At 61.8% G+C, this 14,756-nt stretch carries 13 protein-coding genes; 4 read left to right on the top strand and 9 right to left on the bottom strand.

Annotated elements, in window-relative coordinates; genetic code table 11:
* Window positions 1-3 precede the first annotated feature (3 nt).
* Complete coding sequence (locus ACR1XY_RS08960) at window positions 4-855, top strand: 2-keto-4-pentenoate hydratase (RefSeq protein WP_480592320.1); 852 nt, start codon at window positions 4-6, stop codon at window positions 853-855.
* Here the strand turns inward: ACR1XY_RS08960 and ACR1XY_RS08955 are convergent, their stop codons facing one another.
* The 4 genes from ACR1XY_RS08955 to ACR1XY_RS08940 are packed head-to-tail and all read right to left on the bottom strand — an operon-like array spanning window position 856 to window position 7,533.
* Window positions 856-2,898 (bottom strand): hypothetical protein, encoded by a 2,043-nt coding sequence (locus tag ACR1XY_RS08955; RefSeq protein ID WP_480592318.1) that lies wholly within the window; start codon window positions 2,896-2,898, stop codon window positions 856-858.
* Window positions 2,895-5,657 (bottom strand): DUF4159 domain-containing protein, encoded by a 2,763-nt coding sequence (locus ACR1XY_RS08950; protein WP_480592316.1) that lies wholly within the window; start codon window positions 5,655-5,657, stop codon window positions 2,895-2,897. Before ACR1XY_RS08950 ends, ACR1XY_RS08955 begins: the two co-directional genes overlap by 4 nt.
* Window positions 5,654-6,529, bottom strand: a complete 876-nt coding sequence (locus tag ACR1XY_RS08945; RefSeq protein ID WP_480592314.1) for a DUF58 domain-containing protein — start codon at window positions 6,527-6,529, stop codon at window positions 5,654-5,656. The genes ACR1XY_RS08950 and ACR1XY_RS08945 overlap by 4 nt, the downstream gene beginning before the upstream one ends.
* On the bottom strand, window positions 6,526-7,533 hold the full coding sequence (locus ACR1XY_RS08940; protein ID WP_480592312.1) for an AAA family ATPase: 1,008 nt from the start codon (window positions 7,531-7,533) through the stop codon (window positions 6,526-6,528). The genes ACR1XY_RS08945 and ACR1XY_RS08940 overlap by 4 nt, the downstream gene beginning before the upstream one ends.
* A 64-nt stretch (window positions 7,534-7,597) precedes the next feature.
* On the opposite strand from ACR1XY_RS08940, the gene ACR1XY_RS08935 reads away from it, so the two are divergent.
* Window positions 7,598-8,176, top strand: a complete 579-nt coding sequence (locus ACR1XY_RS08935) for a DUF1285 domain-containing protein (protein WP_480592310.1) — start codon at window positions 7,598-7,600, stop codon at window positions 8,174-8,176.
* Here the strand turns inward: ACR1XY_RS08935 and ACR1XY_RS08930 are convergent.
* Window positions 8,173-9,114 carry a DMT family transporter gene (locus ACR1XY_RS08930; RefSeq protein WP_480592307.1) on the bottom strand — a complete coding sequence of 314 codons (942 nt, stop codon included), beginning with the start codon at window positions 9,112-9,114 and terminating at the stop codon, window positions 8,173-8,175. The genes ACR1XY_RS08935 and ACR1XY_RS08930 overlap by 4 nt on opposite strands.
* Window positions 9,115-9,290: 176 nt before the next feature.
* On the opposite strand from ACR1XY_RS08930, the gene ACR1XY_RS08925 reads away from it, so the two are divergent.
* Together ACR1XY_RS08925 and ACR1XY_RS08920 are read left to right on the top strand one after the other, a co-directional pair.
* Window positions 9,291-10,046 (top strand): hydroxypyruvate isomerase family protein, encoded by a 756-nt coding sequence (locus ACR1XY_RS08925; RefSeq protein ID WP_480592305.1) that lies wholly within the window; start codon window positions 9,291-9,293, stop codon window positions 10,044-10,046.
* 62 nt (window positions 10,047-10,108) lie between these two features.
* Complete coding sequence (locus ACR1XY_RS08920) at window positions 10,109-10,339, top strand: DUF2798 domain-containing protein (RefSeq protein WP_480592303.1); 231 nt, start codon at window positions 10,109-10,111, stop codon at window positions 10,337-10,339.
* 43 nt (window positions 10,340-10,382) lie between these two features.
* Here the strand turns inward: ACR1XY_RS08920 and polA are convergent, their stop codons facing one another.
* The 4 genes from polA to ACR1XY_RS08900 form a co-directional block, all read right to left on the bottom strand.
* The gene (polA, locus tag ACR1XY_RS08915; protein WP_480592301.1) at window positions 10,383-13,181 is read right to left on the bottom strand and encodes a DNA polymerase I; all 2,799 of its coding nucleotides are present in this window, start codon (window positions 13,179-13,181) and stop codon (window positions 10,383-10,385) included.
* 103 nt (window positions 13,182-13,284) lie between these two features.
* Window positions 13,285-13,608 (bottom strand): SH3 domain-containing protein, encoded by a 324-nt coding sequence (locus tag ACR1XY_RS08910; protein ID WP_480592299.1) that lies wholly within the window; start codon window positions 13,606-13,608, stop codon window positions 13,285-13,287.
* Window positions 13,609-13,750: 142 nt separating this feature from the next.
* On the bottom strand, window positions 13,751-14,413 hold the full coding sequence (locus ACR1XY_RS08905; protein ID WP_480592297.1) for a YrbL family protein: 663 nt from the start codon (window positions 14,411-14,413) through the stop codon (window positions 13,751-13,753).
* An 80-nt stretch (window positions 14,414-14,493) separates the two neighbouring features.
* Window positions 14,494-14,673, bottom strand: coding sequence for a zinc-finger domain-containing protein (locus ACR1XY_RS08900; RefSeq protein WP_480592295.1), 180 nt, complete (start codon window positions 14,671-14,673; stop codon window positions 14,494-14,496).
* Between the last annotated feature and the right edge of the window lie 83 nt (window positions 14,674-14,756).

The raw sequence follows: 14,756 nt of genomic DNA, 5'->3' as shown, positions 1-14,756 counted from the left end.
CCTATGCGATTTGTTCTTTCTACTGCAGCAGCTTGCGCACTTACCTGTTTTGCATCGTCAGCAGCGGGTAATTGCGCCACGGATGCTCAGGTGGATCAGTATGTGCAGGACTATCTGGCCAATACGCCCACGTCTGCCCTGTCCGTCGGTGGCAGTATGGAGGACGCGCTGTGCACCCAGATCAAACTTGTGTCCGCGTTAGAGCCACATATGGGTCCGGTCGTCGGCTACAAGGCAGGCCTGACCAGCGCCCCGGCACAAGAACGGTTCGGCGCCGCCGAACCGGTTCAGGGCGTCCTGTTCCGCGATATGATGCTGGAGGACGGGGCAACGGTACCGATCACATGGGGCGCCCGTCCGGTGTTCGAGGCCGATCTGATTCTGGTCGTCGGGGACGCGGGCATCAATCAGGCCACCACACCCGCCGAGGTCATGCAGAACATCTCGGCGATCCGCCCCTTCATCGAGCTGCCTGACCTGACGCTGGCCGAGGGCGAACCGATCACCCCGGTGACCCTGACCGCCATCGCGGTTGCGCCAAAACTGGGCGTGGTAGGGTCTGAAATCCCGGTTTCTGACCCTGCAGCGATGACGCAGGCGCTGGCGGACTTGGCCGTCACGCTCAGCGCTGCGGATGGAGAGGTTCTGGCACAGGCCTCCGGCGCAGCAGTTCTGGGCCATCCGGCGAATGCCGCTCTGTGGCTGATGTCGAAAGGTATCGAGTTTCAGCCCGGAGATCTTATATCGGTCGGGTCTTTCGGGCCGCTTGTGCCCCCGGCAAAGGGCAAGGGCGGGGCATCGGCCACCTATACCGGATTGCCCGGCAACCCCACAATCAGCGTGGTGTTTGAGTAATCAGCGCCGCCCCTCGCGCAGCCAGCCAGCCAGCAGGAACCCTCCGGCCAGGACCAGGACCAGCCACGGCGGCAGCAGCCCGGCCTGCGTGACGTCACGCGTCTCATAGGCGTTGCGCGGGGTCAGGCCGATCCAACCGCGACCCGAGGCCGGACGCCCGGCGCGCACATTGCGGATCCCGGGCAACCCGTCCTCCAACCGCATCGCACCGCCGCGCAGCTCATCCAGCACGGGCTCCAGTATCTCTGCAGTGGCAATGGTGCGTTCAAATTCCTTCGGCGCGGCGGGGCCCAACCCGATTACCGCCATCTGTTCGCCCTCCTGCAGACGGTAAAGGCCTATCTCGGGCCCATAATATAGCGCCTCGAACCGGCCCGGAGACACTTCGTCCAGTATGACCTCAAGCGTTTCACCGTTGGGGCGGGTGATGGTCACTGGCCCGACCTCATCCTCCAACGTCTGGCGGATGATGCGCATGACCTGACCATTGGCCTCGGCCCACAGGGCTTCTTCCTCCAGCTCGGGCTCTTTCATCATCCAGTGGGCCAGACGACGCAGCAATTCCAACTGCGGCCCGCCACCTTCGAACCCCCGGCTCCATAGCCAGGCATGGTCCGAAGCCAGCAGCGCTACGCGCCCTTCGCCCACACGGTCCAACACCAGCAAGGGGCGTTCGTCCACGCCGGTCATCAACAGCTCACCGGTCCGGTGGTTCACGTCGATCTGACGCAGCCATGCGCCCCAATCCTCGGAATCGCCCAGATTGGTTGTCACCGGATGGCGGTGCCCCAGATCAGTGACCATGGGCACAAAGCGTTCCTCGATCACCCGCGCCGTGGGCTGTGCGGGCAATATTGGCGCCAGAGGTGAGCGGAAGATACTGTCAGCGCTGGCGAAATCCGGCCCGGCGGCAATCAGCACCGCGCCGCCTTCGTTGATATAGTTTGTGACATTGTCCAGGTAGATCGCAGGCAGGATGCCGCGGCGCTTGTAGCGGTCAAAGATGATCAGGTCGAAATCGTTGATCTTTTCCAGAAACAGCTCACGCGTGGGGAAGGCGATCAGCGACAGCTCATCCACCGGCACACCGTCCTGTTTCTCGGGCGGGCGCAGGATGGTGAAATGCACCAGATCGACGGAGCTGTCGGATTTCAGCAGGTTGCGCCATGTTCGCCCGCCGGGATGCGGCTCACCCGAGACCAGCAGCACCCGCAGCCGGTCGCGCACGCCGTTCATCTGGATCAGCGCGGTGTTGTTGCGGTCGGTCAGTTCCCCCTCGGCCTGCGGCACGGTGAACTGGATGACGTTGCGGCCGCCATGGGGCAGCGTGATGGGCAGTTCGACATCAATGCCGATGGGGATATTCAACTGCTCGGGCTCGGCCCCGTCGACCGACAGCTCAAGCGGCGCGGTCACTGCACCCGCAGGCGCGGCCCCGCTGTCCTCGACACGCAGGGTCAGGGTCACAGGTTCGCCGATGATGGCAAAGGCAGGTGCGTTGCGAACGATCAGGCGGCGGTCCCAGTCGCTGTCGCGCCCGGTTTGCAGCAAGTGCAGCGGCGCGGGCAACTCAGGCGCCTGATCGACGTCATGCACGATGCCGTCTGACACCACCAGAATACCCGCGATCCGGGCGCGCGGCTCCTCGGCCAGCGCCTCGTTCAGCGCGGCCATGACCTGAGTGCCTTCGTCGCCGTTGCCGTCGCCCACCTTGATCCGGCGCAATTCGGTGTTGTCGCGGGAGTCGATCTCGGCAGCCAGATCCTCGGCTGCCTGCGCCGTCTGCTCGGCCCGGTCCGAGAGCGTCTGGCTGGCGCTTTCATCCTCGATCATCAGCACGATGTCGGTCAGCGGTGCGCGGTCTTCGACCTGAAAAACCGGCCCCGCCAGCGCTGCGATAACAATCAACGCCGCCAGCCCGCGCAAGGCCCAGCCGGACAGGCCGCGCCACAGTGCCAACAGAACGCCAGCGATCGCAATCGCGGCAACGGTGACCAGAACTGGCCAAGGGATCAGCGGATCGAATATGACGGTTCCGGTCATTGTCCCAACCTGTCCAAAAGCGCAGGCACGTGGACCTGATCGGATTTGTAGTTCCCGGTCAGCACATGCATCACCAGATTGACGCCAAAGCGATTGGCCAGCTCGCGCTGACGCTCGCCAGCATAGCCGCGCCCCACCGGCAGCAGAGCCTGCCCGTTGCGGTCCACCGCCCAGGCCGAGGCCCAGTCGTTGCCGCCGATCACCACCGGGGTCACGTTGTCATTGAGGTTGCGGAAGGGCATCCCTTCGATCTGTTCCGCATCCATCGGCGCAGCTTCGACCCACACGTCGGTGCCTGCATAACGTCCCGGAAAATCTTGCAGCAGATAGAATGCGCGGGTTAGCACATGGTCGCGCGGGATGGGTTCTAGAGAAGGAATATTCAACGGTCCGGCCAGTTGTTGCAGCTTGCGCCCATTGGGGCTGGCGGCGCCGAACCGCGCCACATCCGCATCCCGCGTGTCGAACAGAATCATACCGCCCGAGCGCAGATAGGCATTGAGTTTGGCATAGGCCTCGACAGAGGGCTGCGGCTGGTCCGGTGTAATCGGCCAGTAAAGCAGCGGGAAAAACGCCAGCTCATCGCGTTCCAGATCGACCCCGATGGGTTCGATTGGCTCCACCGAAGTACGATAGAAAAGCGTTTGCGACAGGCCTCGCATCCCTGCGCGTGCCACGTCGTCGACCTGCGCATTGCCCGTCAGCACATGGGCCAGCACCAGTTCCTGCGTAGCGTTCAGGGCAAACTCGGTCTCTTCCGGCGTCTGCGCCTGCGCCTCGGGCACCAGAAGTACCGCTCCCAGAGCAACAGCCGCCGCTTTGGCCAGACCAAGGCGGCCCGACAAGGCCAGCGAGGCAATCACGTCCACGGTCAGCAGCAGCAGCGCAAGGCTAAGCAGCATACCCCCGATGGGTGTCTCATTGGTCACCTCCTGCCCCTTGATCGGCACATCCGAGGGCCAGGTCAGCGGGTTCAGCACCGCATCCTCTGACAGGACATTCAACGCCAGCTTCTGTTTGCCGCTTTCGTACAAGCCGGGCTGCAAATCCGGGCCGATTGCGCCCGCGAGCAATTCGGTCCCTTCCACCCCGGCAAGGTTACCTGCATCCGACAAGGTGCCGAACCCGTCCATGACTTGTATCGGCTCCCACGTGGTGCCCTGCAGTTGGGCCTCCTGCCGGGATTTGGCCGCCGAAGCCACGGCCAGACGATCCAACATTTCAACGAACAGGCCAGACAGCGGCAGGCTGGACCATTCCGCATCTGCGGTCACGTGGAACAGCACCACCTGACCCAGACCCAGCGCCTTGCGTGTGACCAGAGGCGTGCCGTCCGACAGCGACGCAATGACACGATCCGCCAGATTAGGGTCTGGTTGTGCCATGACCTGCGTGGTGACCGTGACATCGTCGGGCACCTGCAAACCGTAGAAAGGCGAGTTTTCCGGGAAAGGTGCCAGCCCCTTGGCCTCGCCCCAACTCATCGCGCCGCCGACCGAGCGGCCACCGCTGCGCAGGCGGACAGGCAGCAAGGTATCCTCGGCGTCTCGGCCCATATCGCTGGCGGCCATGCGCGGCCCGGCAAAGCGCAGCAGCAACCCGCCCTGTTCCACCCATTCGACCAGGGCGGCCTGTTCACCATCGGACAGTTTCGCCACATCGGCCAGAACGATCACATCCGGGTTGGCGGGCAGAACCTCGAGCAACCCGCCTTCGACGAAATCCGCCGTGGGATTCAGAACCTGCGTCAGGTAATGCAATGGCGAGAGAAGCTCCAGCCCCTCGCGGTTGAGGGCTCCGGCGATCAGGGCGACCTCGCGCCGACGCAAGCTGTCATCAGTCAGCGTCACCGCTCCGGCCGAACGCTGGCCTTGGATCTCGAACCGGGTGATCCGGGCGCGCAGTTCGGATGGCAGCGCCAGATCCACCCGCGCCAGTGTTTCTCCGCCGGGGAATTCCATCTCGGCCGACTGCAGAACACGCATCGCACCCGCCGGATCACGGCCCTGCGCCAGCACGGTGATACTGTCGGCCGGCCCCGGCGCCGCACGTTGTGCGGTCAGTTGAATCACTCCATCCTGATAAGCGGCAGGCAATATCGCAACCACCGGTGCCGCGGATTGATACACGGTCACCGCGCCCCGCTCCTGCAACGCCGCCAGAATCCGACCGTGGCCCTCATAAGCCACACGGTCGCTGAACCAATGGGTATCAAACCCTCCGTCCAACTGATCCAGCACGGCCAGAGCCTGATCGATCTGTGTTTCGGTGGGTTGCCACGGGGTCGGCGTCAGGCCCGGCAGACGCCCGCGCCATGCCTCAGCCGCCTGAAACACCGGCGTTTCGGGTTCGGTCAGGCGCAGGATGGCTACGGTACGCCCCGACCGCCCGGCCTCGGTCAGTTGCACGTCAACCTGATCCAGCGTTGACGACCACCGCGTTGCCCCCGCCCAGCTGGCGTCCAGCACCAGCAGCAAAGGCCCCGTCCCGGTTTCATCCCGCGAGGGGTTCAGGACCGGTCCGGCCAGCCCGATGATGATCGCCGCCGCCGCCAGCATCCGCAGCAGCATCAGCCACCACGGGGTGCGGTCCGAGACGCTTTCGTCATCCTTAAGCCCCAGCAGCAACGTCACCGCCGGGAAAAGGCGGCGGATCGGTGCGGGCGGCACGGCGCGCAGGATCAGCCACAGGATCGGCAGGGTCAGTAAACCCAGCAGCACCCATGGGGCGGTAAAACCGATGCCCGCCAGAACCGTCATCGCGTGCCCCCGTCCAAGGCCCGATAGAGCCACAACAATGCCGCTTGTGCGCTGTCACCGGTATGGTGCAGACCCAGCTGCCAACCGGTTGCGCGGCAAAGTTGCGTCAGGGCGTCCTTGCGTTTGGCGAGGCGCTCCAGATAACGGTCGCGCAGGTCTGCGGCCTTGAGGGTTTCATGCCGGACCGAACCGCCAACGCTTTCAAAGATCGTCCGGCCACGATAGGGAAAGGTCTCTTCGCCCGGATCGAGAACCTGCAGCAGCACGCCCCGGACACCCCGGTCGGCGGCTTTGGTCAGGGCCAGTTCGACCTCATCCAAGGGGCCTAGGAAATCGGATATGAACACGGCGCGGGCATGCGGGATCATGGCGCGGTGTTCGGGTGGGGTATAGTCGGTGTCGGAATCCTCGGACCAGGCCTGCGCCAGTCGGATGACCTGCGCATTGCCGCGCCGGGGCGGCAGGGTGGTGCCGGTCAGGCCGACCCGCTCGCCGCCACGCACCAGCAGGATGGCCGTGGACAGGCCCAGTAGCCGCGCGCGGTCAGCCTTGGTGGGCAGTGACTTATCAGAGGCAAACCGCATCGACGCGCCCTGATCGACCCACAGCATCACCGATTGCGCAATCTGCCATTCCCGTTCGCGCACAAATTGCTGATCCCCGCGGGCCGAACGCCTGTGATCGATCATCCGGCGGCTGTCACCGATCTGTGCCGGGCGGTATTGCCAGAAATCATCGCCAAGCCCCGAACGTCTACGCCCGTGGTCGCCCAGCAACACCGTTCCGGCCAGATGTTCAGCCCGCGCCAACAGGGGCGGCAGCCGGGACGCCTCGGCCTCGGATCTTTCGCGAAGGGTCAGCGCGGCATTCACGCCGCGGCCTCGGTGCGGATCAGCCCGGCAGCGGTAGAATCGATCAGATCGGCCAGGCTGTCACCGCGCGCGCGCGCTGCGAAGTTGAGCGCCATCCGGTGGCTGAGCACCGGACGCGCCATGTCCAGCACATCCTCGGCATTCGGGGCCAGTCGCCCCTGCAACATTGCCCGCGCTCGCACCGTCATCATCAGCGCCTGCGCCGCACGGGGGCCAGGGCCCCAGGCAACAGTCTCGGCCACACGTTCGGACGCGCCCGCCTCTTCGGGGCGGAAGGCGCGGACCAGATCAAGGATCAGCTCCACAACCGACTCTCCCACCGGCATCCGGCGCAACAACACCTGTGCGGCCAACAGTTCCTCTTTGGTGAAAATCTCGTGCGCTTCTTCCTCTTCGACGCCCGTGGTCGCCAACAGGATATCGCGTTCGGTCTGGCGATCCGGGTAGTCCACATCGATTTGCACCAGAAACCGGTCCAGCTGCGCCTCGGGCAGCGGATAGGTGCCCTCCTGTTCGATCGGGTTCTGCGTGGCCAGCACGTGGAAAGGTTCACCCAGCGAGCGATCTTCACCCGCTACGGTCACGGTGCGTTCCTGCATCGCCTGCAGAAGCGCCGACTGGGTACGGGGGCTGGCACGGTTGATCTCGTCCGCCATCAGCAGTTGACAGAAGATCGGGCCGGAGATGAACCGGAAATGGCGACTGCCGTCTTCGGCGGTGTCCAAAACCTCGGACCCCAGAATATCGGCAGGCATCAGGTCGGGCGTGAACTGAATGCGATTTCCGTGCAGCCCCATCACAGTTGACAGGGTTTCGACCAGCCGCGTCTTGCCCAGACCCGGCAGACCGATCAACAAAGCGTGACCACCACAAAGCAATGCGGCCAGGGTCAGATCCACGACCCTTTCCTGCCCGATAAAGCGTCGGGTGATCGAGGACTTGGCCTCTTGCAACTTGTTTTCCAGCGCTTCGATCTCGGACACGAGGTCGGCAGGTTCGGTCATGACTTTCCCTTCCGTGGACTATTATGATTGAAGTGTATCGCGCTGAGAGGAAATGGCAAAAGCAATGAGCGGACAAAAACCTGTGACACCTTCACCTGATGGCCTTGCCGCATCAGTCAAAGCGGCCAAAACCAGGGGTTTGCCCCCCGTTCACCTGTGGAATCCTCCGTTTTGCGGCGATCTGGACATCCGGATCGCAAAAGATGGTACTTGGAGTTATCTAGGCTCGCCCATCAACCGGTTCGAGCTTGTGAAGCTTTTTTCTTCAATTCTTAAGAAAGAAGATGGGAAATACTATCTGGTGACTCCGGTTGAAAAGGTGGGAATCACGGTCGAGGATGCCCCCTTTGTGGCCGTTGATTTCGACATCGAGGGCGAAGGTGAGGCCCAAAACCTGCGCTTTTCCACCCATGTCGGTGACACGGCGGTGGCCGGACCGGATCATCCAATCCGTATTGTCATCGACCCTGAAACAGATGAGCCTTCACCCTACATATTGGTTCGCGCAAACCTGGAGGCGCGGATCGACCGCAAGAGTTTCTATCGTCTCGTGGACATCGCCGAACACAGTGGCGATTGGTTCGGCGTGCGGTCCGGCGGGCAGTTTTATCCCCTCATCAAGTCCGATGACCTGCCGGATTAAGCGGGGTTTGCAACCTTGCGATCCTGCGCCAGCACAACCGCCACCGCAACGATCCCGGCGCCCAGCGCGCGGGTCCAGTTCCAATCGTCCCCCAGCACCAGCATGATCACCATCACGTAAAATGGCGCGATGTTGATATGGAACGAGGCCAGCGCCACCCCCAACCGTCCGACCGATGAGATGAACAGAACCTGGCTCACGCCCATCGCCACGAGCGCGTAGATCCCCAACATACCGATCTGCTGGACGTCAATCGGAGCGCTCGGCATGACCTCCAGCCCCAATTGACCGGCCCCGAAAAACAGCAGCAACGCAACCACCAGTCCACCCGCAAAGGTAATGGTGCTGCGCCCTGTCTGACTGAGTTCGGGAAAGTCCCGCGCGGTCGCCATACAGGCCCAACAGAACAACCCGGTGGACACGATGGCACAGGCCGCTCCTAACCCCAATTGCGCCGGTGCCACTGCACTGGTAGCGATCAGACCGCCAACAATCGAAACGATCACGCCGAAGGCAAAGTTCCACCGCAACCGCCGTGTTCCCGTCGCCAGCTCGATGAGCGTCGCAAACAGCGGCGCGCACGAGGCAATGATGGCCACGGTCACCGGATCGGTCATCTTTTGCGCCAGAATGATCAGGAACATGCCCGCGCCCAGCATTCCGCCAACAAATAACGCATGTCCCCAGCGCGCCCGCAAGACACGGTCCGACCCGTCGATAATGAACCAGATCGGCAGCATGACCGCCACCGCCAGCGCCAGCCGTGCGGCAAACAACGCGATCGGAGGCCAACTCTGCAGCAGCACTTCGGCCGCCGGGAACCCTGCTGCCCATGTCAACATCGAGGCGACGGCCAAACCATTGCCGGACAAAGCGGAATTGCCTCCAGCAGACACAGGGAGAGTGTTCCCGCGCACGGGGTCAGGACTCATTGCCATGGGGTTCTTACCTTCTGTTGGCACGGCGTCGTTGAAATGATTCGCCGTATAATTCGGAACGTCTCTGATTTGCGCTGGTCGTTCTGGTCGATTTTCGACAATCTGTCGTTTTTGATCCTCTTTCGCCCAAATCACCCCCCGGCTAAGTTCTGGCCAGCAACAACCCGAGACCGCCCATGCCCAGATTTGCCGCCAATATTTCCCTGCTCTTTGCCGAGCTTCCCTATCTTGAGCGCTTTCAGGCGGCAGCCGAGGCCGGGTTCAATGCGGTCGAAATCCTGTTTCCCTACGAACTGGCCGCCAAGGAAACCCGCCGCGCCCTGCTGGCCAATGGGCTCGAACTGGTGCTGATCAATGCTCCGCCGCCCAACTACACTGGCGGTGAGCCCGGCTATGCCGCGGTTCCGGGGGGCGAGGCGCGGTTCCAGTCTGATATCCGCCGCGTGCTGCGCTATGCCGATATGCTGAAGCCCGGGCTGATCCACATCATGGCGGGCTATGCATCCGGGCCGGATGCGCAGGAAAGCTTCGTGCGCAACCTGCAATTGGCCGCCGATTTCGCCCCGCAGCAGCAATTCTCGATCGAGCCACTGAATCCGGTGACGCAGCCCGGCTATTTCCTGAACGACTACGATCTGGCAGCGCAGGTGCTGGACTCCGTAAACCGCCCGAATGTCGGGCTGCAATTTGACAGTTTCCACGCCCATATGATCCACGGCGATGCGCAGGCGATTTGGGATCGCTTTCACCCTCGGGTCGTCCATGCCCAGATCGGAGCTGCCCCGGACCGATGTGAACCGGGGCGCGGGCCAACGGATTTTGGCCGTCTGTTTACTGCCATGGATGCCGCGGGCTATTCCGGCTGGGTCAGTGCCGAATACACACCCTCAACACCCCGAACCCCCGACAGTCTTGGCTGGATGCAGGTCTAGCTCTGGCCTTATGACGGAAAATACAGCACATCAGGAACATCACGACCCTCAGGATGTCCTAAATGATTTCTGCCCGCTATTCCCGCGCCTTGTTCAGCCTGATCATGTCCGGCCTGATGTCCTGCATCGTGACCGGCATCGCGACCGTGAAAGCCATTGGACTTGGCCCCAACACCGTCAGCGACTGGATGGCGTCCTGGGCCTTCAGCTGGCCCATCGCCTTCACCGTCATCATGCTGTTTGGCCCTTCCGTACAACGGCTGGTGAACCGCATGGTCCGTCCACAGGACTGACCCGCTGTAAAGAGGGCCCGTCGGGCCTGATGAGCAGCGCCCCCTAGTGCGCCTCAGCCCAGTTCGCGCCCTTCCCGGCATCGACGCTCAGCTTCACATCTAGCTTCACCGCGGGATCAGACGCGCCTTCCATGACGTCGCGCGCTACGTCAATCACCTGATCCACCGCGCCTTCGGCCACTTCGAACAGCAATTCGTCATGCACCTGCAGCAGCATCTTCGCCGGAAGCCCGTTGATCGCGTCCGGCATCCGCACCATCGCGCGCCGGATCACGTCCGCCGCCGTGCCCTGGATCGGAGCATTGATAGCCGCCCGGCGCGAGAAGCCAGCATGCGGCCCCTTGGCATTGATCTCGGGCGTGTGGATTTTCCGCCCGAACAGGGTCTGCACATAGCCATGCTCTTTGGCGAAGGCGACAGTGTCATCCATGTATTTCCGGATGCCTGGGAAGCGTTCGAAATATCGGTCGATGAAGCCTTGTGCCTCGGCCCGTGGAATACGCAGGTTGCGCGCCAGACCAAAGCCCGAGATGCCGTAGATCACGCCAAAATTGATTGCCTTGGCCTGGCGGCGGATATCCGGTGTCATCTCGTCCAGCGGCACATCGAACATCTCGGACGCGGTCATTGCGTGAATGTCCAGTCCATCCGCAAAAGCCTGTTTCAGCGCCGAAATATCGGCGATATGCGCCAGAATACGCAGCTCGATCTGGCTGTAGTCGAGACTGACCAGCGCATTACCCGGCTCGGCAATGAAGGCCTCGCGAATGCGGCGGCCCTCTTCGGTGCGCACCGGAATGTTCTGCAGGTTCGGATCGGTCGAGGCCAGTCGCCCCGTGTTCGCCCCCGTAATCGAATAAGACGTATGCACCCGGCCCGTATCCGGGTTGATATGGGTCTGCAGAGCGTCGGTGTAGGTCGATTTCAGTTTGGACAGCTGCCGCCAATCCAACACCCGGCGCGGCAACTCGTGCTCGGTCGCGAGATCTTCCAGAATATCCGCGCCGGTCGAGTATTTCCCGGTCTTGCCCTTCTTGCCGCCCTCCAGCCCCATCTTGTCGAAAAGGATCTCACCCAGCTGTGCAGGCGAGCCGACGTTGAAACTCTCACCGGCCAGTTCGTGAATTTCAACCTCTAATCCGGCCATTTTCTGCGCAAAGGCGTTCGACATCCGGTTGAGAACATCGCGGTCGACTTTGATGCCGTGCATCTCCATCTCGGCCAGAACCGGCACCAAGGGGCGTTCAAGTGTTTCATACACCGTCGTCACCTGCACCTGATGAAGTTGCGGCTTGAACAGTTTCCACAGGCGCAGGGTGATATCCGCATCTTCGGCGGCATATGCGGTCGCCTCATCAATCGGCACCTTGTCAAAGGTGATGGCCGACTTGCCCGAGCCCAGCAGCGGTTTGATCGGGATCGGCGTGTGGCTCAGATAACGTTCGGACAACGTATCCATGCCGTGCCCGTGCTCACCGCCATGCATGGCGTAGGACATCAGCATCGTGTCATCGATCGGGGCCACATCAACGCCATATCGCTTAAAGATCTTGGCATCGTATTTCATGTTCTGCCCGATCTTCAGGATCGACGGGTCCTCAAGCATCGGTTTCAGCAAGGTTAGAGCCTCATCCAGCGGCATCTGCCCCTCGGCCAGCGCATCCGAGCCGAACAGGTCATCCACCGCTCCATCGCGGTGGGTCAGCGGGATGTAACAGGCTTCCCCGGCCTCAACACACAACGAAATCCCCACCAGATCGGCGATCATCTCGTTCAGGCCAGTGGTTTCAGTGTCCACGGCCACCCAGCCGCGCTCATAGGTCTGATCGATCCATTTCTGCAGCGCGCCAGCATCGCGGACACATTCGTATTTCGACGCATCGAATGGCAGCGCTTCGGCCTCTTCGACCTCGGCAACAGGGGCGGGTGCATCAGCAATCACCGGAGCCTCGGCCCCAAGCTTGTCAGCGATGCGCTTGGTCAGGGTGCGGAACTCCATCTCGGCCAGAAAACCCAGCAGGGTGTCTGGCTCGGGGTCTTTTACCTCCAGATCGTCCAGGGTGAAATCCAGCGGCGTCTGCTCATCCAACTGCACCAGCTTCTTCGACAGCTCGATCTGGTCGCGTTTTTCGATCAGGGTCTGGCGCCGCTTGGGTTGCTTGATCTCTTCGGCGCGATCCAGCAGCGTTTCCAAGTCGCCATACTCGTTGATCAGCAGGGCCGCCGTCTTGACTCCGATCCCCGGAGCCCCTGGCACATTGTCGACCGAGTCCCCGGCCAGGGCCTGCACGTCGACCACCCGTTCCGGCCCGACACCGAATTTCTCGAACACGCCGTCCCGGTCAATGCGCTTGTTCTTCATCGCGTCCAGCATTTCCACGCCATCGCCGACCAGCTGCATCAAATCCTTGTCGGAACTGACAATGGTCACCCGGCCCCCCGCCTCACGCGCCTGCACGGCCAGAGTGGCGATAATGTCGTCGGCCTCATAGCCCTCAAGCTCTTTGCAGGCGATGTTGAAGGCGCGCGTCGCCTCGCGGGTCAGCGGCATCTGCGGGCGCAGGTCCTCGGGCATCGCCTCGCGGTTTGCCTTGTAGAGGTCATAGAGATCATTTCGGAACGTGTGCGAGCCTTTGTCAAAGATCACCGCCACATGGGTCGGCGCATCCGGCCCCGCATTCCCTTCGACATATTTCTGCAGCATGTTACAGAACCCGGACACGGCTCCGATCGGCAACCCGTCGGATTTCCGCGTCAGAGGCGGCAGCGCATGATAAGCTCTGAAAATAAAGGCCGATCCGTCGATAAGATGCAGGTGACAGCCTTTTCCAAACCCACTCATGCCCGTGCTCCTGTCTTTTAGGTATGTCCGTCCTGCCATGGAACGCAGGCGGATACCAGTAGGAGATCGTGCGGGTCAGGCCTCAGTCGGCCTTGATCCGGGCTCAGGGATAGAACTCGCACCACCCGGTATGTATCCAGCCCCGAAATTGAGATTCGACGTTGTTGATCGCACCGTTTTCAACGTAACACCATTTCCCGTCGCAGGCACGAACATAGGCCGCGTCACCATTCCTGAGGCTACCGATCTGCTGGTATGACGTACCTGGCCCGGTCCTCAGTGCCAGAAATCCGTCTCCATTCGGGTTTAGACCTTTGACCAGGCACCCGGTATCAGTGATGGCTGGCCCGGTTGGTTGCACAATCTGTTGCGAATAGGCTGTTGTCGAAAATAACACGCAATACGCTGCGCTCAAAAAACGCCTCATCTCAATAAACTCCAACTTGACTGTCAAAAAATAGTCGTAAAACTCTAACCCAAGCCCCGTCATCCGTCTATGAAACGGTTCGGGGCACTTGCGCCTTTCGGATCTTACGCTCGGCGCCGCGCAGTCTCGGGGCGCGCGCAGTTCAGGCCTTGCTGAATACCTGCAGCGTCTTGTCCCAATGCAAATCGGTGCGCTCGGCGATCTGTTGCATCTGCTTGTTCAGCGAACGGTCGTTCAACCGGCGGCTCAGCGATCGCAGCGGGATGAGGTTGCGCTCTCCGTACCCGTCGATCAGGAGGAACATCCGGGCCCCGTTGCGAACACCGTAGACAATGTTCTGTTCGTGAATGTCCCGGCCCACGATCTGAAACTCGAACAGCTTCTGCACAAAACTGTTGAGGTCGGCCAGGGTCTCGTCGTTCAGCAAGTGATGCTTGCTCATCCACAACAGGTGATGCGCAAGTTCCCCGTCCTCGGATTGTATCCGTTCAACCACAACCCCCGGCCCGACATCCGTCTGCACCACGCCAAAAGACCGCGCCAAGGGCAGATGGGCGATATCACCACCGCTTTTAAGTGCCGCCTTCATTTCGCATTCAAGCTCTTTCAGCGCGTTTCGAAAGGCCGAATCCGGCAGGATGCGCCGTATCAACCGCTTGGAGAAGGAACGATTCGGGCGCGTGCGCGGCCGTGTCACCTTGATCAAAAGCTCTGGCTGGCCCGGGCAGGCATACACGTTTCTGTGGCCGCCTTTTGCCAGAAGGTCCTGATCGGATAGCTGCAAGAGCTGCAGTGAAAAGAGCATCCAGCCTCCGCGCTGTCCTGAATCACAAAACACCTGCGGGCTTTGACGGATCACAATCCAGCAGGCAACATGTCACTGTATCAGACTTCGGCCTCGGTCCCAGCCAGCACGTATTTGCAATCGCAATAGGGGCACTCGACCCAGCCGGTATCCTCGGGGATCTGCAACCAGACGCGCGGATGGCCCAATGCGCCTTCGCCGCCATCACAGGCAACACGGGCGGTTTCGACGATCTTTGTTTCCGGCGCTTCGATTGTCACGGCTTGCGATCCTTCTTCGGTTGTCGGCCTCGCGGGCATGTAATAGGTGCGTTTATGAGCGATGAGCAAACCGGGGGCAAGGG

Source organism: Ruegeria sp. AD11(2025) (assembly GCF_056542405.1).
Note: the sequence above shows the minus strand (reverse complement) of the source record. Positions and strands in the feature narration are given on the sequence as shown.